Source organism: Massilia sp. S19_KUP03_FR1 (assembly GCF_036688685.1).
GTDB lineage: Bacteria > Pseudomonadota > Gammaproteobacteria > Burkholderiales > Burkholderiaceae_D > JALYUM01.
The window spans coordinates 101161-125466 of the sequence record NZ_JAQQPS010000002.1 but is presented as its reverse complement, the minus strand read 5'-3'; the positions used below and the strand labels follow the sequence as shown (position 1 = coordinate 125466).

The window sequence follows — 24306 nt, the reverse complement described above, 5'->3', positions numbered from 1 at the left end:
TATGACATCACGGCGCTATCCTTTGTCATGTCAGGACCATACGGAGCGGTCGTGGGCGTCGTGAGCGACACCGGCCGCACACTGGAAACGTTGCGCGCGAGCCACTACAGCATGCATTCTGCCGCGCCCATCAAATCGCCGTCCATCCCGACTTTTGCGCGGCCTGTCGCGCAGACCGTGCGCGCGGCGCGCTGCGGCCCTATCGTTGCGGCTTCTTCATTCACCTGGACTGCCATGAAAACCGCCCTCGCCCTCGCCGCCTTTGCCCTGCTTGCCACCAGCGCCCACGGGGCCGAGCGCATCACCGAACAGCGCACGCTGGCCACCTTCAGCAGCGTCGAGCTGAGCGGGCCGTACCGGGTGGTGGTGCATGCGAAAGGCGCACCTGGCGTGCGCCTCGAAGGCGAGGCGGCCACGCTGGCCCGGATCGAAACCACGCTGCGCGGCGACACGCTGGTGGTGCGCCCCCTGCCGCGCAACGGCAGCTGGCACTGGTTCAGCTGGAACAGCGCGCGCCCGGAGGTGGTCATTACCGTCAGCGCCAGCGGCCTGCAGCGCGTCAAAGCGAGCGGCAGCGGCGATGTCGAACTCGACCAGCTCAACGGCGCCAATCTGGAACTGGCCGTCAGCGGCCCCGGCGACCTGCGCGCCAGTGGCGCCGTGGGCACCCTGCTGGTGCGCAGCAGCGGCTCCGGCGATGTCGACTTGCAGGCCATGACCAGCACCAGCCTGGACCTGACTATGAGCGGCCCCGGCGACGTAAAACTCGGTGCAGTGGGCACCGAGTTGACCGTCGCGGTGTCCGGCTCCGGCGACCTCGTCGCACACGACCTGAAACTGGCCCGCGCCAACGTGCGCCAGAGCGGGCCGGGCGATGTGCAGCTGGACGGCAGCGCGCGCGACCTGCAAGCCGTGCTGAACGGCTCGGGCGACCTGAAGGCCTGCAGCCTCGCAGTCGAATCGGTGAACCTGGTGCAAAGCGGACCGGGCGACGCCTGCGTGGGCGGACGCATCAGGGAGCTGGTGGCCCAGTTGCGCGGATCGGGCGACCTGACCGCCAGCACGCTGCAAGCCCAGCATGCACGCCTGGTCATCAGCGGTCCGGGCAGCGCCATCATCGGCGGCACCGTCACGCAGCTGGAAGCCGTTGTGCGCGGTTCGGGCAGCCTGGACGGCACGCAACTGCTGGCCAACCGCGCCGATGTGAACGCCAGCGGGCCGGGCGACGCCAGCCTCCTGCTGGGCACCGAGCGCGACAGTGTTCTAACCACCTGGAGCCGGCACGGCATGAATCAGAGGTAGGCATACCAATTGCGCCGTCGCCACAGCAGGCGAAATGCAAGCACACTAATACCAATTAAATACCTGTTGACTTCACCTGGAGCCGATCCTATAGTGCCCTGAACTTTTTCCCGGGCATACACATGATCACTTATCTCATCGGCGTCGACGGCGGCGGCAGCGGCACCCGCGTGCGGCTGGCGCGCTGCACGCCCGGCTTTGACTACACGGAACTTGCCGAAGGCGCCGCCGGCCCATCGGCGCTATCGCAAGGCTTCGAAGCGGCCTGGGACGCGATTGGCGCCGCCGTCGCGCAGGCCTTCCAGAACGCCGGCCTCGAGCCGCCGCCGCGCGCCGACTTGGCAATAGGCCTGGGCATGGCCGGCGCCCACAACCAGCGATGGGCGCAGGCCTTCATCGAGGCCAATCCCGGCTACACCTTCTGCACACTGAACAACGACGGCTACACCACCCTGATCGGCGCCCACGGCGGCCAGCCGGGCGCCGTCATCGCGCTGGGCACCGGCAGCGTCGGCCAGGCCCTGCTGGCCGACGGCACCCAGCGCGAAGTCGGCGGCTGGGGTTTCCCGTCCGGCGATGAAGGCAGCGGCGCGTGGATCGGCATGGCCGCCATCAACTACATCCAGCAAACGCTCGACGGGCGCCTGGAGGGTGGCCCCATGGCCGACGAGATTGTCGCCCTGTGCGGCGGCACGCGACATGCGATCCAGGACTGGCTGGCCGGCGCCACCGCCACCCGCTTCGCCACGCTGGCGCCGCTGGTGGTGCGCCACGCCGAAGCCGAAGACGAAGCGGCCTGCGAAATCATGGCCAGCGCGGGCTACGAGGTGGACCTGATGGCCGCCGCCCTCGACCCGGAATACGCACTGCCGCTGGCCCTGTGCGGTGGTCTGGGCGCGGCGGTGGCGCCCTGGCTCGATGCCGAAACGGTGGAACTGATCGTGCCGGCCCAGGGCGACTCGGCCGCCGGCGCCTTGCGCATGATCGCCACGCAGCTGCAAACCGGCGCCGCGCAATGAAGGGCAATATCCTGACCCCGTCCGGCTGGGTGTCCGGCAGCATCGCCTTCGGCCGCCAGATCGGTGCCATCGACGGTGCGCCGGTCGATCCCGCAGCGAACGGCGACGATTACATCATCCCGGGCTTCATCGACCTGCACGTCCACGGCGGCGCCGGGCGCGACATGATGGAAGGCGGCGACGCGCCGCACGCCATCGCGCGCATCCACGCGCGCCATGGCACCACCAGCCTGCTGGCCACCACCATGACCGCGCCGCCCGACGACATCGTCACGGCCCTGCGCGCCATCGGCGCGGCGATGGCGACGCCCGTGACGGGATCGGCGCGCATCCTCGGCGTGCACCTGGAAGGCCCGTACATCAACCCGGGCAAGCTGGGCGCCCAGCCGCCGTTTGCGCGCGCCGCCACGCTGGCCGAGGTGCAGGCGCTGGCAGCGCACGCGCCGATGCGCCTGATTACCGTGGCGCCGGAAATGCCGGGCCACCTCGATTTGGTGCGCGCACTGGCCGACGCCGGCATCCGGGTGCAAATCGGCCACACCACCGGCAGCTACGAAGACGGCGTGGCCGCGCTGGCCCACGGCGCGGCCGGCTTCACCCACCTGTTCAATGCCATGCCCGGCCTGCACCATCGCGAGCCGGGCATGGTCGGCGCCGCGCTGGCGCACGCGCAGTACGCCGAAATCATCCCCGACCTGCTGCACGTGCACCCGGGCGCCATCAAGGTGGCCCTGCGCGCGATTCCGCATTTATATTGCGTCACCGATTCGACCGCCGCTTCCGGCATGCCGGACGGCGAGTACATGCTGGGCCGCCAGGTGGTACACAAATGCGCCGGCGGCGTACGCCTGGCCGACGGCACGCTGGCCGGCAGCACGCTGACCATGGACCAGGCGCTGCGCAACCTGGTGTCGCTCGGCCTCGACCTGGCCGACGCCTCGCGGCGCGTCTCGACCAATGCCGCCGACTACCTCGGCGAGACGACGCGCGGGCGCCTGGCGCCGGGCTGCTTTGCCGACCTCGTCGTGCTCGACCGCGCGTTGAACATCAAAGCTGTGTATATCGAAGGAGAAGCGTGTGAATGGTAAATCCGTGACGTCGTTGATGCTCGACGAAGCCCTGTCCGCCGGCGACTGCGTCGCGGCCCAGTTGACCAACGACGCCGCGCGTTACCAGGAACTGGGGCGCAAGCTGCGCTCGACCAATTTCAACAGCGCTGTGACGATCGCGCGCGGCAGTTCGGATCACGCCTGCGGCTATCTGGCTTACCTGATCATGTCGCGCCTTGGGCGGCTGGTCACATCCCTGCCGATGTCGCTGGTGACCTTGTCGAGAGCGCCGCTGCGCACCGAAGGCACGCTGGCGCTGTCGATTTCGCAGTCGGGCCAGAGCCCGGACGTGGTCGAACCGATCCGCTACTTCCGCGACGGCGGCGCCACCACCGTCGCGCTGGTCAACGACATCACCTCGCCGCTGGCGCAGGCGGCCGAATGGGCGCTGCCGCTGCACGCCGGGCGCGAACAAAGCGTCGCCGCCACCAAGAGTTTTATTACGAGCCTGGTGGCCGGCGCGCGCCTGGTGGCCGAGTGGCAGAGCGACAGCGAACTGAAAGACGGTCTCGCGGCCCTGCCAGACGCCTTGCGCGGCGCCAGCCAGGTCGACTGGTCGGCGGCGCTGGATGTACTGGCGCCGGCGCGCAACATCATGGTGGTCGGGCGCGGCATCAGTTTTCCCGTGGCCCTGGAGGCCGCCCTGAAATTCAAGGAAACCTCGGCGCTGCAGGCCGAAGCGTTCAGTGGCGCCGAGATCAAGCACGGCCCCATGGCGCTGATCGAGGACGGCTACCCGCTGCTCATTTTCGCCACGCGCGGCCCCACCCAGGCCGGCCTGGTGGCACTCGCCACCGAGATGCGCGGGCGCGGCGCGCGCGTGCTGCTGGCGGCGCCCGCAGATATTCCCGAACGCGATCTGACGCTGCCAGTCGCCGCCACGCCGGACCTCGATCCGATCGTCGCGATCCAGAGTTTTTATGTGATGGCCGCCCACCTGGCGCGCGCACGCGGCATGGATCCGGACCGTCCGCGCCACCTCTCCAAAGTCACGAAGACGAATTGAATCGATGCGCAAAATACCGCCACACCAGCTTGCCGGCCAGTTAATGATGGTGCGCCTGTTCGGCACCACGCTCGACCCCGAGACCAGTGCGTTTTTGGTTGACAACCGCATCCGCGCCACCTGCCTGTTCCGCCAGAACATGACCGACGCCGTGCAACTGCGCGGCTTCACCGATGCGCTGCGCGGCATCATGGGCACGCAGGCGCTGATCGCGCTCGACCAGGAAGGCGGCGCCGTGGTGCGCGCCACCTGGGTGCCGTCGCCGCCGTCGGCCATGGCGCTGGGTGCGGCCAATGACCCGGCGCTGGCGCACGCCGTCGGCGCCGCAGTGGCGCGCGCGGTGCGCTCGCTCGGTTTCAACTGGAACTTCGCGCCGGTGCTGGACCTGAACAACAACCCGCACAATCCGGTGATTGCCGAGCGCTCGTTCGGCGCCGACCCGGAGCAGGCAGCCACGCTGGCGCTGAGCTGGATGGCTGGCAGCGAAAGCGAAGGCGTGGCCTGCTGCGTCAAGCACTTCCCCGGCCACGGCGACACCCACGTCGATTCGCACCGCGACCTGCCCACCGTCGACAAGCCGCTGGCCGAACTGGAACGCTTCGAATTCGCGCCGTTCCGCCGCGCCGCGCCAAACGCAGCGGCGATGATGACCGCCCACATCGTGTATCCAGCGCTCGACCCGATGTTGCCGGCCACGATGTCGCACCCGATCCTGACTGGCCTGCTGCGCGAGCAGTGGGGCTACCAGGGCGTGATCATCACCGACGACATGGACATGCACGCCATCGCGCTGCGCTTCGGCGCCGGCGCCGCCGGTGTGCAGGCTTTACTGGCCGGCGCCGACATGGTGATGGCCACCGGCAGCCGGGCGTCGCAGCAGGCCACGCTGGACGCCATCGCCGCTGCGATCGCTGACGGCACACTGCCAATGGCGGCCGTCGAAGCGCGCATCGCGCGGCTCGACGCGCTGGCGCACAAGTACCCGGGCGCCGGCACCGAGTTCGCCTCCGAACCGGACGACCGCACGCTGATGGCGCGCGCCTGGCAGCAGGCCTTGACCACACGCGGCAATCCAGTGCGCCCTGCCCCCGGCACGCCGGTGCGACTGGTGATGCGTCAGGACGTGGTCAGCGACGGCGTGTCGGAAGCGGGCGTGGGCGCCGCGGCACTGGCCGCCGTGCTGGGCCAGCTGTATCCGGTCGACCTGGTCACGTTCGTCGACGCCGACACGTTCGACTGGGGCACGCTGCCCCAGGACGGCATGTTCACCATGCTGGCGTCGACCGCGCGCCTGCGCTACGGCGCCGCTGCGCGTGCAACCTGGCGGCCCGACCTGCACCTGGCGCTGTGGAACCCGTACCTGGCGCTCGACATCGCTGCGCCTGCCGTGATGACCTACGGTTTTGCGCCGCCGGCGCTGGCGGCCGTGCACGCGTGGCTGTCTGGCGCGCTCGATGCCACTGGCCACTGCCCGGTGCCGGGCTTTACGTAACATCCGGCTACACTTTGGCGACACACGCCAGCTCGATAAGTCGTAGTTTATGGGACAATAAGCGATTCGCCCGGGCGTGGCGGCTGTTTTGTCGTCGTTGCGGCCCGCTCAAGCATTCTTGAACCATTTTTTTGAACGAAGGAAACCCATGTCCCAATTCCGCTTCGCCCGCCTGTTCATGATGCTGGCCGCTGTCGGCCTGAACGTCCTCCCGAGCGCTGCCAACGCGCAGGCATCGAAAAGTGCGATGCCTGCGGCAACGTCGTCCGGCCCCACGCCCGCACAAGGTGCTGCCGTCGCGACGCCACCAGCGGACGCCGTGCGCCCGGAACTGTTCAAGCTGCTCGACCCGACCGCCATCAAGCCCTTGATGGACGCGAAAAACTACACCGAAGTGCAAAGCCGCATCACCCAGGCCGAGGCAGTCGCAAACAAGAACCCGTACGAAATGTACGTGACCAACCGCATGAAGCTGTCGCTCGGTTCGGCGACGTCGAACGACCAGATGGCCATGGCGGCGCTGGAAGCGATCATCGCCTCGGACCGTCTGAAGGGCGCCGAGCAGGCCGAATTCATCCAGGCCCTGGCCAATTACTACTACAACGGCAAGAACTACCCGAAAGCCATCGAGTGGTTCAAGCGCTACCAGAAAGACAGCCCGACGCCTGATAAAGTGCGCCCGGCCATGATCCGTTCGTACTACCTGTCGAACGACTTCAACACCACCAAGACCGAGCTACTGCCGATCATCGCCGCATCCGATGCCTCGGGCACGGCGCCGTCGCAGGAAGACCTGCGCCTGCTCGCTTCGGCCGCCATCAAGCTCAAGGACGACGCCACCTACCTGCTGGCGCTGGAAAAACTGGCCACCTACTACCCGACCGACGAAATCCGCGCCGACCTGCTCAACCGCGGCGTGGCGCGTAAACCTGGTTTCGACGCCCAGACCAATATGATCAACGTGTACCGCATGGAAGCGACCATGGTCAAGAGCATGAGCGCCGACGAGTACGTCGACCTGGCCGAACTGGCGCTGCAGGCCGGCTTCCCGACCGAAGCGAAGAAAGCCATGGACGCCGGCTACGCCGCCAACGTCCTGGGCACGGGCGCCAACGCTGCCAAGCACAAGGCACTGCGCGACAAGGCTACCCGCGGCGCGGCAGACGACGCGAAAAACATCGCTGCAGGCGAAGCGTCGGCGACCAAGGCCAAGACCGGCGCCGGCCTGGTTAACCTGGGCTGGGCGTATGCCACGATGGACCAGTACGACAAGGGCATCGGCTTCATCGAGCAAGGTATCGCCAAGGGCAGCCTGAAGGCACCCGAAGAAGCCAAGCTGCGTCTGGGCATGGCGCAGGCGCGCGGCGGCAAGAAAGCCGAAGCGATTGCCACGTTCAAGAGCATCAAGGGCGGCGGCGGTGCCGGCGACCTGGCCAAGTACTGGGTCATGCTGCTCAATGCACCGGCGCCAGCAGCAGCCACCGCGGCCAACTAATCAGGTAGCCGTCTTCTAAAGATGGGCAGCGACTTCGGTTGCTGCCTTTTTTTATGTCCGAATGGGTTCGCTATCCCACATGGCGCGCGCCCCGCGCACAAGATAATCAGGTCTTGACGAGAGGGTTCCATGACGACGATACGCAAGGGCCAGGCGCCGGCCAAGCTGGGGCGCAACGAGTTTCACCTGAAGTTCATCAAATCGTTTTACGATCCGGCCTTCGACGCCGTGAGCGATGAGATCGCCAAGATCGAAGAAATCGCCTGGCACAATTACGCCGACAGCCACAAAGCGCCGCGCACGGTGCCAGCCGGCGCAGGTTTTGCCGATCCCGGCTACGCGCTGTCGATCGAATGGAAGCAAGCGCGCGACCGCCTGCTGGCGGCCGAACGCCATCAGAAAGACCCGGCCACGCAGAGCCGCGTGCTGCTCATCGTCAGCTCGCCGCGCAACGATGGCAGCTGCCCCGGCGAGAATTCCAAGAGCTGGCGCATGAGCGAGATGGCGCGCACCATCCTGGAAGGCGAAGGCATCGAAGTCGACCTGCTCGACCTGTCGCTGGTGACCTCAGACTACGACCGCCACATCCACCCGTGCAAAGGTTGCGCCTCGACCGCCATGCCGCTGTGCCACTGGCCATGCAGCTGCTATCCGAACCACGCGGCGCGCCAGACCGGCGACTGGATGAACGAGATCTACGAAAAATGGGTGGCGGCGCACGGCGTCATCATCATCACGCCGGTGCATTGGTACCAGACGCCGACGGTATTAAAAGCCATGATCGACCGGCTGGTCTGTGCGGACGGGGGCAATCCCGATCCGAGTTCGACCCACGGCAAGAAAGCCAACGAGGCGAAGGACCTGGAACTGGGTGGCTGGGACTATCCAAAGCACCTGGCCAACCGAGCGTACGGCCTGGTGGTGCATGGCGATGTGGCCGGCGTGGATGGCGTGCGGCGCGCCCTGTCGGACTGGATGACCTGGATGGGCATGGTCAGCGCGGGGACGTTCGGGGAACTCAATCGCTACATCGGGTATTACGAATCGTATGCCGAGAGCCATGATGCGCTCGATCGGGATCTGGATTTTCAGGAGGAAGTGAAAAACGTGGCGCGCGCGGTGGCGCACACGGTGGCCGATATTCGCGCTGGTCGGGTCAAGGCCCCGGATCCGCGGCTCAAGGGTCCGCGGCCGAAGTGATGCTTCGGCTGCGGCCTTGACCGGCGTGTCAGATTGCGGTCAAACCGCCATCGACCGCCAGTTGATGCCCGGTCACGAACGAAGCCTGCTCGGAGCTGAGCCACAGCGCTGCGTTCGCCACTTCCGACGGCTCGGCGAAGCGTCCGAACGGATGCACGTTTTTCAGTTTGTCTTCGCGCTCCGGATCGTTCTCCAGCGCGCGCGCAAGTACCGTGGTTTTCACCACGCCCGGGCAAACGCTGTTGATGCGGATGTTCGAGCGCGCATATTCGGCCGCTGCCGTCTTGGTCAGGCCCACCACCGCATGCTTGCTGGCCGCGTACACCGCCTGCGTCGGCGCGCCGATCAGGCCAGCCACGGACGCCGTGTTGACGATGGTGCCGCTGCCCTGCTTGAGCATCTGGCGAATTTCATACTTCATGCACAGCCACGTCCCCTTGACGTTGACGTTCATGATGCGGTCGAACATGGCATCGTCGCCGTCAGCCAATTGCAGGTTCTCTTCCTCGACACCGGCATTGTTGAATGCACAATCGATTTTTCCGTAGTAGGAGACGGCCTTGTCAATCAAGGCTTCCACTTCGTTGGCGCGGGTAACGTTGACCTGGACGAACAAGGCCTTGCCGCCGTTTTCGACAATCATTGCAGCAGTGGCATGGCCGCCGTCGACCGAGCTGTCCGCCACCACCACGCAGGCCCCGGCACGACCGAATGCCAGGGCAGCGGCGCGGCCAATGCCGCTCGAGGCGCCAGTGACCAAAGCGACCTTGCCGCTGAATGGCAATGGAAGGGGTTCGGCAAGTTTGCTGCTGCGATTCATGTCTGTCCTTTATTTTTCTCGGGAAAGTGTGCCTTCCGTAGAGCAATATAGTAACGCAGGAAACGGAGCCGAACAATTCTCAAATGCAACTAGTTGTAAATTTGTCGTCAAGGACACCACAGTTTATTAATTTCTCGACACTCTTTTTATCACAAAGATAAGGCCCGGCAGCGTTGACGGATACGCCGCCAGCCGCGCCACGGGCGCCGCGACCTGCGTGAGCTGGCGCCAGATGAATTCATCGGAATTCTGGCGCGTGCCGTCGACCGCCCCGGCACGCGCCGTGGTCACGATCTGAACATGCGGCGGCACAGCCTGGCTGGCCGGCGCCAGCCCTATCAACAACGACGACAGGCAAAACAAACGGTGGTCAATCCTGGGCATGATTGCGCTCCTTGCGACCGGCTTTGCGCCGGCCGCTTCACGTGGAAAACGCGCGCTGCTGCGCGGGGATAGGTTGTTACAGGACCGAGGCGATTTTCTGGCGCACCAGCACCTGGGTGACCGCCTGGGGCGGCAACGGTTGCGGCGTCAGGTTATTGTCCTCGTCAACATACAGCTGCGCGATATTCGCCTTTTCGAACAGGACGCAGCAGGTGGAGCCACCGAAAGCGTAGTGGCCGATTTCCTCGCCCTGGCTGACGTGATCGCCGCTGGCCACCGTTGCGGTGCAGGACGACACCTCGGTCAGGCCGACGAAAACCATGGCGATGCTGCCGATGCGCGGATTGTCCGGCGTAATGAAGACGATCGTGCGCGTGTTCACGTGGCTGAGGAAGGGGAAGGAAATGGCGTAATCCTGGTCGGGCGCAGGCGCGGCAAAAAACAGCCCGGGCACGGTTTTTACCTGCGTCACCCGGCCCGAGACCGGCGCATGCCAGCGATGATAATTAAACGGCAGCAGCAAAATCTGCATGGCCAGGCCGTCGATGAATGGCGTCAGCAAGGGGCTGTCCGCGCTTTCATCGAGCAAATCGGTGAGGTAATACTGCTCGCCCTTGATTTCGAAGGCCGCCGCGGCCTGAACCTGGCGCGAAATCATCCAGACCTGGCCATCGACCGGGCTGACGATGTCGTCGGGCGTGAGCCCATGGGCCAGCGGACGGCTGACGGCAATGTCCTTGAACGGGCGGATAAAGAAATCGTTCCAGGAGGTGAAGCCGCCATGCGGCCTGGCCGGGTCGTACACCGACTCATCCAGTTTCAGGACCGTGCGCGCGTCGGCGCTGAGCCAGTTGCCGAACGAATCGTTCAGATACACCAGCGAGGCCGGCGTGGCCAGGTTGTGGTGATAGACGCGCAGGATCTCGGCAAAGTAAGGCCGGACCTGCTCGTTGGTGAACAAAAAATAGCCGTACTGATTGGCCATGAGGGGCTTCATGGCAGCGTAAAACGGCAAGGCGGCGATAAAGTTGGCGTCGTACTGCGGATAGCTGTGCAAGGCGTTGTCGAGCTGGCGGAAAAAATCGTCCGGCGTTTTGACGGCAAGCGGCTGCTGGCGGTTCGCTTCGTCGAGCATGCGGCCGATGTAGATTCGTAAAAACTCGTTTTGCGGTTCCAGCACAAAATTGCGCAGGGCCTGCACCGAGGGATCGAGTTCGCTCCCGGGCCGTGCGCCCCGGCTGGCGAAAATGCGGTTCGATTCTGCCACCTGCACGATTGCGTGCGGGGTCGTTTTATTCGACAACAAATGAAAATACGACTTGTTCATGTGTCACCTCATGTGAATGGTTGGCATGCCGAGAAAATACAAGGCAGCGACAAGTACACCTCCCCACTGCCCGGCACCATCATTACCGCGAAAAAAAGGCAGGACAAATCGTGGTGGCTATGGCTGCAAAATAAAACAGGCGCCGTTGCCGGCGCCTGTTTTATTTTGCAGAGAAGAATCGATTCACGCCGGCTACATCAGCCCCATCGCGCGCGGCAACCACAGCGACAAGCCGGGCCAGTAGGTCACGATCACCAGGAACACCAGCATCGTACCCAGCCACGGCAACACCGCCACCGTCAGCTCCGCAATGCTCATCTTCGAAATGCCGCTGGCCACGTACAGGTTCAGGCCGACCGGTGGATGGCACAGGCCGATTTCCATATTCGCGTCGATCATGATGCCGAAGTGAACTGCATCGATGCCCAGTCGGATCGCGGCCGGGTGCAGGATCGGCGCCATCACCAGGATGATCGACGATGGCTCCATCACGTTGCCCGCCAGCAGCAGCAGTATGTTCGAGAAGAACAGGAAGCCGTTCGCGCTCAGGTTCTTGTCGAGAATCCAGTCCGCCATTTGCTGCGGAATGTTTTCGTGCGCCATCAGGAACGAGAACAGCACCGCGTTTGTGATGATGTACAGCAGCATGGCGGACAGGCTGGCCGAGCGGCGCAGCACTTCCGGCACCTTCTTCATCGGCAAATCCTTGTAGACGAACACCGCGATGAAGAAAGCGTACACGGCGCTCATCGCGGCCGCTTCGGTCGGCGTAAAAATACCCTTGGTGATGCCGCCGATGATGATCACCACCAGCATCAGGCCCCAGACGCTCTTGCGGAAGGCTTTCCAGCGGCCGGTCCAGTTCGACTTGGCCATGCGCGGGTAGCGGTTCTTTCTGGCGATCACCCAGGTGGTGGTGCACAACATGAAGGTGAGCAGGATGCCCGGAAACAGGCCGGCCAGGAACAGCGCGCCGATCGAGGTATTCGTCGAAATGGCATAAATCACTTTCGGAATCGACGGCAGCATCAGGATGCCGAGCGAGCCGGCGGTGATGATGACGCCGGCACCGAAGGCCTTCGGATAACCCTGCTTGATCATGGCTGGCAGGATGATCGAACCGATCGCCACCACGGTTGCCACGCTCGAACCACACACTAGCGCGAACAGCGCGCAGGCAATGATGCCGGCCAGGGCGAGACCGCCGTGCCAGTGGCCGATCAGGCTGGTGGCAAAGCCAATCATGCGCTTGGCCACGCCGCCGTGGGTCAGGAAATTACCCGCCAAAATAAATAGCGGGATCGCCATGATCTCGAATTTTTCAATGCCCGAGAACAGTTTTAATGCCACCGCTTCGACCGGTACGTGGGTCAGCAGGTAGAGGAACATCAGCACGGTCAGGCCCAGCGCGATCGAGACCGGAATGCCGGTCAGCATGAGCAGGATCAGCAGCGCGAACACGATGCCAACCTTGCCGCCCACCAGGCACACGGACGCCAGGATCAGCGCGATGCCGCCCAGCCAGATGGCGGCCTTCTTTTTGGACCAGGTGCCGTCTTCTTCGGCACCGACGGTGATGGTTTTGACGGTACTCATCGTGCACCTCCGGCGGCCGGCAATGGGGTAATCGGCGCGAGCGCGGCAAACATGTCGTCGTCGTCATCGTCAAGACCATCGACGTGCGCTTCGTTGTGATGCGGCATTTCACCGGTGCGGAAAAAGTGGCGTGTGACCTGCATGAAGCGGAAGCACATCAGGTAAGACCCCATCGGCACCACCGAATACACGACCCAGGTCGGCCATTCGAGGTCAGGCGTGGTAGGGCCTTCGGGCGCATCGCCCGGATTCATGCCGAGGAAGGTGAACATGGCGTGGTGCATGCCATTGCCCCAGATAAAGGAGAGGCCCAGCGTGCCGATGATGCCGGTAAACAGCATGCCGCAGAACAGCGCGATATAGGTGGCAGTCCGGCGCCAGGTCAGCGGCAACTTGCGTACCAGCACGTCGACGCCGGCATGCACGCCCATGCGCACGCCATAGGCCGCGCCGAATTTGGCCATCCAGACAAACATGATGATCGACAGCTCTTGGGCCCACTCGACGTGCAGCGACAGCAGGAAATCCTGCACGTAGGGGATCGGCAAGCCGGTGCCGTAGCGGTGCAGGACGGAGAAGAAAATGATCAGGGTGGCACCGCCCATCATGAAGGCGATGATCCATTCTTCGAGGTGGTCGAGGAATCTTACGAACATGGACGGCCTCCATGTGCGCTGAAGCAGGCTTGGCAGGCGCGGACGCCCCTGCCGCCCCGGCGGCCGCGATGGGCCGCAAGTGCGTGGTATTGCATGGTGATGTCCCCAGGAAGATTGAACTTCTATTCTTTGTTACTGGGGACAAGTCTGTGTCAGTTAAACAATCTCCACTATTGTGGAAAACCACTAGACTTTCATTAAAACAACAAAGCCTTGACGCCTACTTAGCGCCTGCCTTGTTCAGGTCGCCCGCCATTACCACGCTCAGTTTGGCCGGATCGATCGCCTTGCGGAACGCCGCATTCATCTGGGCCAGTGTCACGGCCATCAGCTTTTGCTCGAACTGCGCGCTCCAGGCGAAGGTGCGGCCCTGGTACAGGTAGGTCGTCCAGCCGGCCGCCAGCGCGCCATCGTTGGCGCGGTTTTGCACGCGCTGCTGCATCAGGCCGGATTTCGCACTGGCCAGCTCGGCTGCCGTAAAGCCATCCTTGCGCGCCCGCACCAGTTCTTCCCGGATGGCTGCATCGAGGCGTTTCAGGTTCTGCGGCGCGGCGATGGCATTGATGGTGAAACTGCCGGCGCGGTCCAGGGCGCCCGGATCGAGGTTCGAACCGCCGCCGTAGGACAAGCCATCCTTCTGGCGTATGCGGTCCATCAGGCGCGAGCGCAAGCCGCCTTCGCCGAAGATGTAGTTGGCCAGCATCAGCGCGGGATAGTCGGGATCGTCCAGGTTCAGGTCGAGGTTGACGCGCGCCACATACACGCCGTTTTCCTTGTCCGGCGTGTCGATCATTTGCCGGACAGGCGCCACGTCGGCATAGCGCGACAGGATCGGCGCCACGGCTGCCTCGGCTTTCCAGTTGCCGAACAAGGCGTCGACCAGCGGCACGATGGCCTTGGCATCGAAGTCGCCCACGATGGCCATCTGCGCCGGCGTGGTGCCGTAATAGGCCTTGTGGAACGTCTGCAGCTCCGACAATTTTGCCGCCAGGAGGTCGGCGATGTCCTGCTCCAGCGTGGTTTCTTCGCGGATGTCGCCGCGCGGGTATAGATTGAAGTGCAGGCCCAGTGCGCGCTCGGCCACCGCACCCGGCTCGTTGCGGCTGCCTTCCAGACTCACCAGCGACTGCTGGCGCAGCTGGTCGAATTCCGACTGCGGGAAATTCGCTTCGCGCAGCACGTGGGCGACCAGCGTCAACGCTTCCGGCAAATTCGCGCGGGTGGTATCGAAATGGGTCAGGCCGCCACTGATCTTCAGGCGTTCGAATTCATCGGACAATTGCGCGCGCGTGTAGCGGCTGGTGCCTCGCGTGAGCATCGCGGCGGTCAGGCCGGCAACCGCGCCCTTGCCGAACATATTCTTTTCGTCGCCAAAGTGCTGGCGCAGGTCGACGCTGACCATTTCACCGCGGTTCTTCTTGGGCAGCAGCGCCAGCTGGACACCGCCGGCCGTGGTCAACGTGGTGCGCTTCAGAATATTCTCCTGGGTCGGCTCGAAGTTCTCCGACGACAGGCTGGCCGCGGCCGGCTTGTAGGTCTTGAGCAGGCTGTCGACCGTCGGCGCCGCCGGGACCAGCGCGCGCTCGGGGGCGCTGTCGGGAATGAAGGTGCCGGTGACGCGGTTGTCGCGCTTGAAATAACGGCCCGCCGCAGCCGCCACCTCGGCGCTGGTGATGCTGCGCACGCGTTCGCGCCCGACGAAAAACAGGCGCCAGTCGCCCAGCGCAATCGCTTCCGACAAGGACACGCCGACACGCTGCGGGTCGTTCAGGCTGCGCTCGTAATCGTTCAGGTAGCTGCGCCGCACGCGTTCCATTTCTTCCGGCGTGGGCGGCGTCTGCGCGAAGCTTTCCACCGCCTGCGTCAAGGCTGCGCGCACCGGTTCGATCGGCGCATCTTTCTTGACGACGGCGCCGACGTATTCGAGGCCCGGCGCGTAGCCGGTCTGGCCGAAGGCAAACACCTGGCTGGCCATGCCGGACTCCACCAGTTGCTTGTGCAGGCGACCGGTTGGCGCCGACGCCAGGATGTCGGACGCGAAGTTCAGCAGGTCGGTGTCGTCGTGCAGGCCGGACGGGATTTTGTAGCCGAGCATGACCGTCTGGGTGTCGCCGGCGCGGCGCACGGCAAACGTGCGTTCGCCATCCTGGGTCGGCTCGACCGTCCAGAACTTCGGCAAGGTACGGCTTGGCTTGGGAATGGCGCCGAACTGGCGCGCAATCGTCGCCAGCGTGCTGTTCTCGTCGAACTGGCCGGCCACCAGCAGCACCGCATTGTCCGGCTGGTAATACGTGCGGTAAAACGCCTGCAGGTTCGCGATGCCGACGTTCTCGATGTCGCTGCGGTTGCCGATGGTGGAACGGCCGTAGCTGTGCCAGTCGTAGGCGACGCTCTGCATGCGCTTCATCAGCACCCCGGTGGGGGAATTCTCGCCGCTCTCGAATTCATTGCGCACGACCGTCATCTCCGAGTCCAGGTCCTTGCGCGCGATGAATGAGCGGGTCATGCGGTCCGCTTCCATCTGCAGCGCCCAGTTCAGGTTGTCGCCGGTGGCCTGGAACACTTCGTAGTAATTGGTGCGGTCGAGCGAGGTGGTGCCATTGAACTGCATGCCGCGCGTGGCGAACTGCTGGGTGATGTCGCGGTTCTTGCTGGCGCCCTTGAACAGCATGTGTTCGAGCAGGTGGGCCATGCCGGTTTCGCCGTAGTTTTCGTGGCGCGAACCGACCAGGTAGGTGACGTTGACGGTGATGGTCGGGCGCGAGGCGTCGGGGAAGAGCAGCACTTTCAGGCCGTTCGGGAGGCGGTATTCGGTGATGCCTTCGGCGGAGGGGCCGAGGGTGACGCCTTTGGGCAGCGCGGTGGCGGCGAAGGCGCCGCTGGCAATGAAGAAGAAAACGGCTGGGGCGCTGGAGCGCAGCAAGCGAATGAGTGTCATGGATTCCCGTTGGTGGTGGCGCGGCGGTCTGCGGATAGTAGCAGAGGACGGGCTGGGGAATACTTAAGACGGCGCGACAGGGGAAGACTTCGGAGACGGGTTATGGGGTCGTGGCACCCATGAGCAGAGAGGACAATAACGCGATCCGACGGCGTTAAGCTTGGTTCTCCGCCCCACCCTCGATGACCTGCAAATCATTGTCCTTGGCGAAGTTGAGCACGAAGTGATACGCGAGCGGCTCGAGGTCCTTGAGCGCATGCGCGACCTGCACCGCCTTCACCCCGTTCTTTATGGCCGGGCGCACATACGGCGAGTAGCCCAGGTGCGCATGGCGCCCGCCGCTGCCGGCCGGGCGAAACCCGGACATGACGCCGCACAGCCGATCGGCCCAGTCGCTGGGACGGAACTGCCTGCCTTCGCTGGTCAGACCCAGGATGAAAAACTCATCTGCCTGTTCTTTCCTGTTTTCCGGTAAATCGGCCATCGCGCGTGCTGACAAAGTGAGAATTCGAGAAACTGTCTGAAGGAAAACTACCCCAGTATTATATCTTATAGAAGACTGCTGGACGAAGCTTGCTGGGTCAACCCAGGAACACCGCGCCGGACAGCAACAGGAGCAGCATCATCCACAGCAGCAGCGCGCGCCAGACCAGGCCCACCGTGCTTTGGAGAGCACGCACGCTCGGCTCTTCGCCGGGCAACACATCGGTGTCGGCGTCGGAAAAGTCGACCGTGGCCGCGTCAATCGGCACCGCACGCGGGGCGTTTTCCAGCGGTGTGCCAAGGCGCACGCCCATCGCGCCGCCGCCGGCGGCCAGGATGATGCCGCGCGCTTCGTCGCTCCAGCGGCTGGCGAAATTGCGCCAGGCGTAAATGGCGTCTTCAAAATTACCGACCACGGCAAAGGCAATCGCGGTCAGGCGCACGGGAATCCAGTCGATCCAGTAGAAGGCACGGGCGGCAAACTGGCCGAACGCTTCATTGCGCATATGATCCGGCTCGTTCCAGGCGCGCGCCAGGTATTCGGCCACGCGGTACATCACCGCGCAGGCGGGACCGACCGGCATCAGAAACCAGAAGAACACGCCGAAGACATTACGGTGCGTGGTGATCAGCGATTTTTCGACGGCCAGGCGGGCAATTTCAGTGGTGTCGAGGCCGACCGTGTCCTGGCGCGTCCATTCGGCCAACAAGGTGCGCGCCTGGGCATCGTCGCCAGCATTGAGGGCGTACTGGATCGACGTGAAATAATGGCTGTAGTGGCGAAAACCCAGGGTCAGGTAGACGATCAACACGTTCCAGGCAAACTTGGCGAACACCATTTCATAGTGCGACAGCACCCAGTAGATCGCTGCGGTGGGCACCATCAGGGTGGCCATCATCAGGAACCAGCCGAGCCGGCCATTGCCGGACTCGCCCGCGTTGAACCAGCTTTCCATGCGCGTGGCCAGGCGCTTGATCTCGGAGTAGATCTGGTTATCGGCCCGCAACGGCTTCATCTGTTCGATCAACAGCGCGCACAGAATGGAAAGAAAAGTCATCGGCGTCCTTTTATATTTTGCAAAGCACCGCCACGATAGCGCAGTCTCCTGCAGGAATCAAATTTCTAGCCTGCAATTGGCGTCAATCTGCGCGTAACAAATGAAACAGATTGCGCAGCATGCCGGCCGTGGCGCCCCAGATAAAGAAGCGCTGGTACGGCATCGCATAAAAACTGCGCCGCCCCGCCCCTTCCGGCAAGTCGACCGACAGGCGCTGGTGATTCAGGCCGTCCATCAGGAACGACAACGGCACTTCGAATATCTCGGCCACTTCGCCGGGGTCGGCAATCAGCTCGAACGGCGGCGTGAGCAGGCCCACGACGGGCGTGACGCGGTAGCCGGTGGCGGTAACGTAATCGGGCAGCACGCCAATGATGTCGACGTGGCGGCGCTGCAGGCCAACCTCTTCTTCGCTTTCGCGCAAGGCCGTCTCGATCGGCGACGAGTCGTACCATTCCGCGCGTCCGCCGGGAAAGCTGATCTGGCCGGGATGGTGGTTCAGGTGCGCCGTGCGCTGGGTCAGCAGCATGGTCAGGCCGCCTTCGCGCTGCACCAGCGGCACCAGCACGGCGGCGTTCTTCAGCACGCTCGGGCGCGCCATCGATTCATCCGGGTATTCGGGGTCCCAGCGGGTCGGGTGGGCCAGCCGCGCGCGCAGCCAGGCAATGTCCAGACGTTCGGGCGCCAGCGCCGGTTCGCCGCCAAGCGCATCTACAGGCAACAACTCTGGATCGAAATCAATCTTGGCCAAACTACATTTCTCCAACTGGAATAGAAAAAGGCACCTGAATCCAGGTGCCTTTTTCACACTTGCAACTGCAATTATTTTGCAGCGGCAGCCGTGTTGCGACGCATTGGCAGTTTCTCTTTGATACGTGCCGATTTACCCGAACGCTCACGCAGGTAGTACAGCTTGGCGCGGCGGACATCACCACGACGCTTGACTTCGATCGATGCGATCAGCGGGGAATACAGCTGGAACGTACGCTCGACGCCTTCGCCGGACGAGATTTTACGAACGATGAAGTTCGAGTTCAGGCCACGGTTGCGACGGGAAATGACCACGCCTTCGTACGCCTGGGCGCGCTTGCGCGTACCTTCGACGACGTTGACGTTGACGATAACGGTATCGCCAGGTGCGAAGTCAGGGATCGTGCGGCCGAGGCGCGCAATTTCTTCCTGCTCAAGTTGTTGAATCAAGTTCATTTTATAACTCCGATAACCATCTTGCTGGCACTACCAACGCCCAGTAGAGGATGGGGTTGAGCACAGGCGACATGCCGGTGCTCGTTACTACACAGGTTTTAATAAACCTGCCAAAAACTGCTCATCGGCCTTCGTCAGCTGACCGGCGCTGCGCGCCTTGTCCAGCAAATCGGGCCGTTTGCTCGAGGTCGCTTCCAGCATGCGCTGGCGGCGCCACTTGATGATTTCTGCGTGGTTGCCACCCATTAGCACGGGTGGCACAGGCACGTCTTCGTACACTTCCGGGCGCGTGTAGTGCGGCGAATCGAGCAGGCCGTTGACAAAACTGTCTTCGACTGCCGACGCATCGTCGCCCAGCACACCCGGCAACCACCGTAGCACCGCATCCATCAGCGCCATCGCGGGCAATTCACCGCCCGACAAGACGAAATCGCCGAGGCTGATTTCTTCGTCGACACAACGGTCAAGTAGTCTCTGGTCGACCGCTTCGTAGCGGCCACACAGCACGATCAAACCGGGTTCGTCTTTCAGCTGCATCACGCGTTCATGCGTCAAGGGCTTGCCCTGCGGCGACATGAACACCACGCGTGGCGCCGGCAAACCGAGGTCGACCTGGCGCTGCTTCGCGGCCGCAATGCTTGCTTCCAACGGCTTCGCCATCATCACCATGCCGGGGCCGCCACCATAGGGGCGGTCGTCGACGGTGCGGTGACGGTCCGTGGTCGCATCGCGCGGATTCCACACGGTCAGGTTCCAACGCTGTTGCTCGAAGGCGCGACGGGTGACCCCGGACTGCGTCAACGCGGCAAACATCTCGGGAAACAGGCTGATGACATCAAACTGCATAGCGACTTTCAACTGCGTCCTTCAACCGAGGCTGCTTAATAATCCAGGCCCCAGTCGACGGTAATCTCTTTGCCGGCGAGGTCCACGGTCTTGACGAACTGGTCCACATACGGGATCAGGCGCTCGGACTGCTTCTCTTCACTACCTGCCACCGGCAACGGCGTAATGCGCAGTATCGACTGTGCGCCGTTGTCCATCATGTCGGTCACGCTGCCAAGTGCTTCGCCGGCAAGGTTCACGACATCCAGTCCGATCAGATCGGACCAGTAAAATTCATCCGCAGGCAAGGCGGGAAACTGACTGCGCGGGATCGACACGGCGGCGCCCTTGAGCGCCTCCGCCGGATCCCGGCCAACCAGTCCGGCCAACTGGGCCACGACGTCGCCGCCGTGCAATTTGGCGGTCCGTACTTTGACGGGACCAAGGCTGGGTTTACTCAGCCACCAGGTTTTCACGCTCAGCAGCGCATCCGCATCGGTCGAAAATGGCGTCACGCGGATCGAACCGGTGATGCCGAACGGGCCAGAGACGTACCCGACTTGCGTCAGGTCGTCAGGCGGTTGCAGGACTGCTGAATCGCTCAAATCTGTTTACTACTTACGCTGCGACTGCTGGCTGCGAAGCAACCAGGCGAGCCACGGTTGGCGACATTTGTGCGCCAACGCCTTGCCAGTAAGCCAGACGATCAGCGGTAATACGCAGACCGACTTCGCCACCAGCCGCCATCGGGTTGTAGAAACCGATGCGCTCGATGAAACGGCCGTCACGACGATTACGCGAGTCGGTTGCAACGATATTGAAGAACGGGCGCTTTTTGGCGCCTCCACGAGCTAAACGAATAACGACCATAATAATTCCAAAAAGTTGTGCTGGGCGGAAAAAGCCGACAATTATAGCGCGCAATGCCGCACAGCAGCAAGCGGTAATGAAGACAGGGCGCGCAGTTCGGGTGAATCAAAGATTATCGTCTATTTCAGGCTTTCCCGCCACCTTCGGTGTGCGTGGGATGGTCACACCAGCGCGGCAATATCGCGGATACTGTTGGTTTGCCCCATCAACCACGCTACTTATGCCCTCCCCGCACAAGAATAAAACGCTCGCCACGTTCCTGGCCCTGACCTTCGGCGCGATTGGCGTGCACCGGTTTTATTTGCGTGGCCCGTTCGATCGGCTCGGTATCCTGCATGTGTGCTGCATCCCGCTGGTCGGCATGGTGTACGGCGCCGGCCACGCGCCGAATGTGTTCTGGGTGCTGCTGCCGGTGCTGGTGTCGGCCATCGTCGGCTTCCTCGAAGCGCTGGTGATCGGCGTCACGCCGGACGAAAAATGGGATGCGCGCCACAATGCCGCGTCTGGCCGCAGCAGCAACACGAGCTGGCTGGTGGCGCTGCTGCTGGTGATCACGATGCTGGTCGGGATGACCGCGCTGATCGGGACGATCTCGCGGCTGTTCGACCTGCTGTACACGGGCGGCGCTTACGGTTGAATCAGGCCGGCGTGGCGTACACCTTCAATATGCCGTGGCCGTCGTCCGGATCGAAACTGCGCTCGTAGACCAGGCCCAGCTTTTCCAGTACGCGGCTCGACGCGCCATTGGCTGGCTGCACCAGGCCGATGATGCGGGTCAGGCCGAACTGTTCCCTGCCGTGCGCCATCAGCGCCTGCGCGCTTTCGGTGGCGTAACCCTTGCCCCAGCTATCGGGCAGAAAGCGGTAGCCGATATCGGTCTCCTGTAAATCCTCCAGGTACTTCAGGCCACTGAAACCGACCAGGCGACCGGTGCTCTTTTCGATGCACGCCATGCGGCCGTAGCCGTGCACCGCATAGTCGCGTAGCGGACGGGTCAGCAAGACTTCACGCACCTCCTCGAGCGAGGTGCGGGCGTCTTCGCCGGTGTAGCGCAGCACATCAGGCAACTTGGCCAGCGGCCAGTAATCGGGCGCGTCGTCGAGGGTGAAGGGGCGCAGCAAGAGTTGGCGTGTTTCAATTGTCGTTGGCATGGCAGTCAATCAAGGTTGGCGCAAGTGATCGGCCAGGAAGCCACCCACCCGCTGTTCGTAATCGGGACCGGCGTAATTGTGCAAATTGACGTGGGCGGCGCCCTCGACCAGCCAGAGCGCTTTATTGGACCGGGCGGCATCGAAAATCCGGCGCGTCTCGGTGGCCGGGGTTTGCGTGTCGGCCGTGCCGGAAATGATGAAGACCGGACTGGTCATGGCGGCAATGTCGACAATCGGGCGCAAGGCACTTGGGGCCACTTGCACGCGCCAGGGCAATTGTTCGACCAGCAGCGGCGTGCTCCACGCGCCAAGTACTCCCAGCCGCACGCGCAGGCGATTGGACACGGCTTCCTCGATGGTCGGGTACATCGATTCGAGCACGACCGCATCGAGGGCCGGCGCAGGATGGGCCAGCACCAGCGCCGCCGCGCCGAGCGACACGCCGATGGCGCCGATCCGCTCGCCCGGCGCCTGCGTGCGCAGCCAGGCCAGCGCGGCCTGCACGCCCTCCTTTTCGCGGGCGCCGAAGGTGATGCGCTCGCCTCCGCTCTCGCCATGCGCGGGCAGGTCGATCAGCAACACCGTATAGCCAGCGCGCACCAGGAAGCGGGCGCGGCCCAGCATCTCGCTGCGGTTTGCCCGCACGCCATGCAACAGCAGCACAGCTCCGGCGCCCGGGCGGCCACGGATCATCCAGCCGGCGACGCTGCCGATGTGGACCGTGCTTGCGTGCAGGGCCGGTGGCGCGTCGCCCAGCCTGCTGCGCGACGGGGCGCTGAGCACTTCGCCTGCGCCCAGGACGGCAGCGATGCCGGCCAGGCAGGCGCCTGCCAGAAGCCAGGTTTTCGGGTAGCGCATGCGGTCGGCCAAGCCTGTAAAGTTATATAAAGGAAATATATCCCACTTTAACGACGGGTTGGCAATTTATAAAAGATACCAACAAAAAGCCATCCAGTTACACAGGCAGCAACACGTCATCGAGCGCCTGCCTTTCACTTGCCGTGGCGCCGAGTGCGCTCGCCATGGCCGCACTCGCCCGCTGCATGGCTTCGGCAGCTGCCTCGACCGTACAGGCCGGGCGTCCCAGGATCCACGCGTCAATCAGGGCCAGTTGGGCGTCGGCGATCATGCGCGCGGCGATCCCGGCGGGAACGGATGGGGTGCCATCGAGCTTCTGCGCAATCAGCGCCGCCAGTGCCTGACCCAGCAGCGGCCGGGTTGACGGTCCCAGCAACACGCGCGCGACTTGCTGGTTGTCCCGGAAATGGCGCAGCACAGCGATGATGTGGGCCGGCGCGGCGGCCGGCACGACCAGCGCGGCCAGGCAGGTGAATGGCGCTTCGATGCTGGCGCACAGCAAGTCGCCCTTGGAGCGGAAGTGTTCGTAAAAGGTCGAGCGGCCGACGTTCGCTTGCGCAATCACGGCGCTGACCTGGACCGCGTCATAGCCGTGCGCGAGCACCTGGTCCACAAACGCGGCCCGCAGTGCGGCGCGGGTTTTCTGGCTGCGCCGATCCAGCGCTTCAGTTGTCATCATGGTTTCCGGACAGATTGGCGCACATGTCCGCTAACGGACAAAGCACCGCCGGCGCCGCTTGATGGCCGCCGCAACATCGATAAAATGGGTTTTCCTTCATGACCGGACCGAACCCATGCCTGCTACCTTCGCCAACAACAATGCAACACGCTACCGCAGCGCCGGTGCCGCCATGGCCGCCATCACCCTCCTCGCACTGGTGGCCCTGTCGCATCATCCCACCGGCGAAAAGACCAGCTCGGCTCAGGACAGTCTACTGCAGATCGCGGCCATGCAAAGCAGCGCCGCCATCGTTCACGGCGTGTTGATTGCCATGTTCGCCGGCCTGGCCGCGGCGCACGCCGTGTTTGCAGGCCTGCTGGGCGCCACCCGAGCCTCGGTGCGACTGGGCATGACAGGCTACGCCATCGCCTGCGCCCTGCTGACGCTGGCGATGCTGTGCGACGGCTTCGTGGCGCCGCAACTGGCACACCGCTTCGCCGGCAGCACGGTGGTCCACACTGACCAGGCTGTCAGCATGCTCGTCGCCATCGGCACCGTCATCCAGGTATTGAGCAAGGCCGGCCTGCTGGCGCTCGGCGTGGCGCTCCCAGCCTTCGCATACGCGCTGGCGTCAAACCACGCCAGGCTGCCGTGGGCGCGATCGCTGGCGCTCGTGGGCTTGCTGGCCGGACTGCTGCCGGCAGCCTACATGGTATTTGGAGAGGTACAATTGAATCCCTCCAACTTGCCACTGTTGTTCGGCGTCCAGGCGCTGTGGTACCTGGGGGCCGCCGGGATGCTGTTTGCCAGCAGCCGGACAACGCGCGCATGAGCGCATGAAGCCAGACCA

25 protein-coding genes are annotated in these 24306 nt (G+C 63.8%); 9 read left to right on the top strand and 16 right to left on the bottom strand.

The annotated features are described in order from the left end of the window. Positions 1-234: 234 nt before the first annotated feature. The 7 genes from V6M87_RS02290 to V6M87_RS02260 all read left to right on the top strand — a co-directional run bounded on the left by V6M87_RS02290 (position 235) and on the right by V6M87_RS02260 (position 8623). Positions 235-1302, top strand: a complete 1068-nt coding sequence (locus V6M87_RS02290; RefSeq protein WP_332848107.1) for a GIN domain-containing protein — start codon at positions 235-237, stop codon at positions 1300-1302. A gap of 122 nt (positions 1303-1424) precedes the next feature. Then, entirely contained in the window at positions 1425-2321 is an 897-nt protein-coding gene (locus V6M87_RS02285) for a BadF/BadG/BcrA/BcrD ATPase family protein (protein ID WP_332848106.1), read from the top strand. Further along, positions 2318-3409, top strand: a complete 1092-nt coding sequence (nagA, locus tag V6M87_RS02280; protein WP_332848105.1) for an N-acetylglucosamine-6-phosphate deacetylase — start codon at positions 2318-2320, stop codon at positions 3407-3409. The genes V6M87_RS02285 and nagA overlap by 4 nt, the downstream gene beginning before the upstream one ends. 16 nt (positions 3410-3425) lie before the next feature. Then, on the top strand, positions 3426-4436 hold the full coding sequence (locus V6M87_RS02275) for an SIS domain-containing protein (protein WP_332848319.1): 1011 nt from the start codon (positions 3426-3428) through the stop codon (positions 4434-4436). A 4-nt stretch (positions 4437-4440) separates the two neighbouring features. After that, positions 4441-5928: a glycoside hydrolase family 3 N-terminal domain-containing protein gene (locus V6M87_RS02270; RefSeq protein WP_332848104.1), complete on the top strand. Its 1488-nt coding sequence runs from the start codon at positions 4441-4443 to the stop codon at positions 5926-5928. A 148-nt stretch (positions 5929-6076) separates the two neighbouring features. Further along, positions 6077-7423, top strand: a complete 1347-nt coding sequence (locus V6M87_RS02265; RefSeq protein ID WP_332848103.1) for a tetratricopeptide repeat protein — start codon at positions 6077-6079, stop codon at positions 7421-7423. A gap of 129 nt (positions 7424-7552) precedes the next feature. Beyond that, complete coding sequence (locus V6M87_RS02260; RefSeq protein ID WP_332848102.1) at positions 7553-8623, top strand: flavodoxin family protein; 1071 nt, start codon at positions 7553-7555, stop codon at positions 8621-8623. Between the two features lie 28 nt (positions 8624-8651). Here V6M87_RS02260 and V6M87_RS02255 read toward each other — a convergent pair whose 3' ends face one another. The 13 genes from V6M87_RS02255 to rpsP form a co-directional block, all read right to left on the bottom strand. Further along, on the bottom strand, positions 8652-9443 hold the full coding sequence (locus V6M87_RS02255) for an SDR family oxidoreductase (RefSeq protein WP_332848101.1): 792 nt from the start codon (positions 9441-9443) through the stop codon (positions 8652-8654). 126 nt (positions 9444-9569) lie between these two features. Then, on the bottom strand, positions 9570-9827 hold the full coding sequence (locus tag V6M87_RS02250; RefSeq protein ID WP_332848100.1) for a hypothetical protein: 258 nt from the start codon (positions 9825-9827) through the stop codon (positions 9570-9572). A 76-nt stretch (positions 9828-9903) separates the two neighbouring features. Beyond that, positions 9904-11154 (bottom strand): phophatidylserine decarboxylase associated domain-containing protein, encoded by a 1251-nt coding sequence (locus tag V6M87_RS02245; protein WP_332848099.1) that lies wholly within the window; start codon positions 11152-11154, stop codon positions 9904-9906. A 192-nt stretch (positions 11155-11346) separates the two neighbouring features. Next, positions 11347-12750, bottom strand: coding sequence for a TRAP transporter large permease (locus tag V6M87_RS02240; RefSeq protein ID WP_332848098.1), 1404 nt, complete (start codon positions 12748-12750; stop codon positions 11347-11349). Then, the gene (locus V6M87_RS02235) at positions 12747-13406 is read right to left on the bottom strand and encodes a TRAP transporter small permease (protein WP_332848097.1); all 660 of its coding nucleotides are present in this window, start codon (positions 13404-13406) and stop codon (positions 12747-12749) included. Before V6M87_RS02235 ends, V6M87_RS02240 begins: the two co-directional genes overlap by 4 nt. 220 nt (positions 13407-13626) lie before the next feature. After that, positions 13627-16344, bottom strand: coding sequence for a M16 family metallopeptidase (locus V6M87_RS02230; protein ID WP_332848096.1), 2718 nt, complete (start codon positions 16342-16344; stop codon positions 13627-13629). A 154-nt stretch (positions 16345-16498) separates the two neighbouring features. Next, complete coding sequence (locus tag V6M87_RS02225) at positions 16499-16828, bottom strand: DUF3579 domain-containing protein (RefSeq protein WP_332848095.1); 330 nt, start codon at positions 16826-16828, stop codon at positions 16499-16501. 97 nt (positions 16829-16925) lie between these two features. Continuing rightward, on the bottom strand, positions 16926-17885 hold the full coding sequence (locus V6M87_RS02220) for a CobD/CbiB family protein (protein ID WP_332848094.1): 960 nt from the start codon (positions 17883-17885) through the stop codon (positions 16926-16928). An 82-nt stretch (positions 17886-17967) separates the two neighbouring features. After that, positions 17968-18636 carry a CoA pyrophosphatase gene (locus tag V6M87_RS02215; protein ID WP_332848093.1) on the bottom strand — a complete coding sequence of 223 codons (669 nt, stop codon included), beginning with the start codon at positions 18634-18636 and terminating at the stop codon, positions 17968-17970. Positions 18637-18707: 71 nt separating this feature from the next. Beyond that, a complete protein-coding gene (gene rplS, locus V6M87_RS02210) occupies positions 18708-19091 on the bottom strand; it encodes a 50S ribosomal protein L19 (RefSeq protein WP_332848092.1) in 384 nt (127 codons plus the stop codon). An 87-nt stretch (positions 19092-19178) separates the two neighbouring features. Then, positions 19179-19937: a tRNA (guanosine(37)-N1)-methyltransferase TrmD gene (trmD, locus tag V6M87_RS02205; RefSeq protein ID WP_332848091.1), complete on the bottom strand. Its 759-nt coding sequence runs from the start codon at positions 19935-19937 to the stop codon at positions 19179-19181. Between the two features lie 35 nt (positions 19938-19972). Continuing rightward, positions 19973-20503 (bottom strand): ribosome maturation factor RimM, encoded by a 531-nt coding sequence (gene rimM, locus V6M87_RS02200; RefSeq protein WP_332848318.1) that lies wholly within the window; start codon positions 20501-20503, stop codon positions 19973-19975. Positions 20504-20534: 31 nt separating this feature from the next. Next, on the bottom strand, positions 20535-20786 hold the full coding sequence (gene rpsP / locus V6M87_RS02195) for a 30S ribosomal protein S16 (RefSeq protein ID WP_332848090.1): 252 nt from the start codon (positions 20784-20786) through the stop codon (positions 20535-20537). A gap of 220 nt (positions 20787-21006) precedes the next feature. Between rpsP and V6M87_RS02190 the strand changes: the two genes are divergently transcribed. Further along, positions 21007-21423, top strand: a complete 417-nt coding sequence (locus tag V6M87_RS02190; protein ID WP_332848089.1) for a TM2 domain-containing protein — start codon at positions 21007-21009, stop codon at positions 21421-21423. A gap of 1 nt (position 21424) precedes the next feature. On the opposite strand, the gene V6M87_RS02185 is transcribed toward V6M87_RS02190, so the two are convergent. The 3 genes from V6M87_RS02185 to V6M87_RS02175 all read right to left on the bottom strand — a co-directional run bounded on the left by V6M87_RS02185 (position 21425) and on the right by V6M87_RS02175 (position 23474). Further along, the gene (locus tag V6M87_RS02185; protein ID WP_332848088.1) at positions 21425-21937 is read right to left on the bottom strand and encodes a GNAT family N-acetyltransferase; all 513 of its coding nucleotides are present in this window, start codon (positions 21935-21937) and stop codon (positions 21425-21427) included. 9 nt (positions 21938-21946) lie between these two features. Beyond that, positions 21947-22795 carry an alpha/beta hydrolase gene (locus V6M87_RS02180; protein WP_332848087.1) on the bottom strand — a complete coding sequence of 283 codons (849 nt, stop codon included), beginning with the start codon at positions 22793-22795 and terminating at the stop codon, positions 21947-21949. 97 nt (positions 22796-22892) lie between these two features. After that, positions 22893-23474: a TetR/AcrR family transcriptional regulator gene (locus tag V6M87_RS02175; RefSeq protein WP_332848086.1), complete on the bottom strand. Its 582-nt coding sequence runs from the start codon at positions 23472-23474 to the stop codon at positions 22893-22895. Positions 23475-23589: 115 nt separating this feature from the next. Between V6M87_RS02175 and V6M87_RS02170 the strand changes: the two genes are divergently transcribed. After that, positions 23590-24288 (top strand): hypothetical protein, encoded by a 699-nt coding sequence (locus V6M87_RS02170; RefSeq protein WP_332848085.1) that lies wholly within the window; start codon positions 23590-23592, stop codon positions 24286-24288. Positions 24289-24306 lie beyond the last annotated feature (18 nt).

Bases quoted from the DNA above. Each gene is read 5' to 3' on its own strand.
- V6M87_RS02290 (WP_332848107.1), top strand. From the start codon at position 235: ATGAAAACCGCCCTCGCCCTCGCCGCCTTTGCCCTGCTTGCCACCAGC.
- V6M87_RS02285 (WP_332848106.1), top strand. From the start codon at position 1,425: ATGATCACTTATCTCATCGGCGTCGACGGCGGCGGCAGCGGCACCCGC.
- nagA (WP_332848105.1), top strand. From the start codon at position 2,318: ATGAAGGGCAATATCCTGACCCCGTCCGGCTGGGTGTCCGGCAGCATC.
- V6M87_RS02275 (WP_332848319.1), top strand. From the start codon at position 3,426: ATGCTCGACGAAGCCCTGTCCGCCGGCGACTGCGTCGCGGCCCAGTTG.
- V6M87_RS02270 (WP_332848104.1), top strand. From the start codon at position 4,441: ATGCGCAAAATACCGCCACACCAGCTTGCCGGCCAGTTAATGATGGTG.
- V6M87_RS02265 (WP_332848103.1), top strand. From the start codon at position 6,077: ATGTCCCAATTCCGCTTCGCCCGCCTGTTCATGATGCTGGCCGCTGTC.
- V6M87_RS02260 (WP_332848102.1), top strand. From the start codon at position 7,553: ATGACGACGATACGCAAGGGCCAGGCGCCGGCCAAGCTGGGGCGCAAC.
- V6M87_RS02255 (WP_332848101.1), bottom strand. From the start codon at position 9,443: ATGAATCGCAGCAGCAAACTTGCCGAACCCCTTCCATTGCCATTCAGC.
- V6M87_RS02250 (WP_332848100.1), bottom strand. From the start codon at position 9,827: ATGCCCAGGATTGACCACCGTTTGTTTTGCCTGTCGTCGTTGTTGATA.
- V6M87_RS02245 (WP_332848099.1), bottom strand. From the start codon at position 11,154: ATGAACAAGTCGTATTTTCATTTGTTGTCGAATAAAACGACCCCGCAC.
- V6M87_RS02240 (WP_332848098.1), bottom strand. From the start codon at position 12,750: ATGAGTACCGTCAAAACCATCACCGTCGGTGCCGAAGAAGACGGCACC.
- V6M87_RS02235 (WP_332848097.1), bottom strand. From the start codon at position 13,406: ATGTTCGTAAGATTCCTCGACCACCTCGAAGAATGGATCATCGCCTTC.
- V6M87_RS02230 (WP_332848096.1), bottom strand. From the start codon at position 16,344: ATGACACTCATTCGCTTGCTGCGCTCCAGCGCCCCAGCCGTTTTCTTC.
- V6M87_RS02225 (WP_332848095.1), bottom strand. From the start codon at position 16,828: ATGGCCGATTTACCGGAAAACAGGAAAGAACAGGCAGATGAGTTTTTC.
- V6M87_RS02220 (WP_332848094.1), bottom strand. From the start codon at position 17,885: ATGACTTTTCTTTCCATTCTGTGCGCGCTGTTGATCGAACAGATGAAG.
- rplS (WP_332848092.1), bottom strand. From the start codon at position 19,091: ATGAACTTGATTCAACAACTTGAGCAGGAAGAAATTGCGCGCCTCGGC.
- trmD (WP_332848091.1), bottom strand. From the start codon at position 19,937: ATGCAGTTTGATGTCATCAGCCTGTTTCCCGAGATGTTTGCCGCGTTG.
- rpsP (WP_332848090.1), bottom strand. From the start codon at position 20,786: ATGGTCGTTATTCGTTTAGCTCGTGGAGGCGCCAAAAAGCGCCCGTTC.
- V6M87_RS02190 (WP_332848089.1), top strand. From the start codon at position 21,007: ATGCCCTCCCCGCACAAGAATAAAACGCTCGCCACGTTCCTGGCCCTG.
- V6M87_RS02185 (WP_332848088.1), bottom strand. From the start codon at position 21,937: ATGCCAACGACAATTGAAACACGCCAACTCTTGCTGCGCCCCTTCACC.
- V6M87_RS02180 (WP_332848087.1), bottom strand. From the start codon at position 22,795: ATGCGCTACCCGAAAACCTGGCTTCTGGCAGGCGCCTGCCTGGCCGGC.
- V6M87_RS02175 (WP_332848086.1), bottom strand. From the start codon at position 23,474: ATGATGACAACTGAAGCGCTGGATCGGCGCAGCCAGAAAACCCGCGCC.
- V6M87_RS02170 (WP_332848085.1), top strand. From the start codon at position 23,590: ATGCCTGCTACCTTCGCCAACAACAATGCAACACGCTACCGCAGCGCC.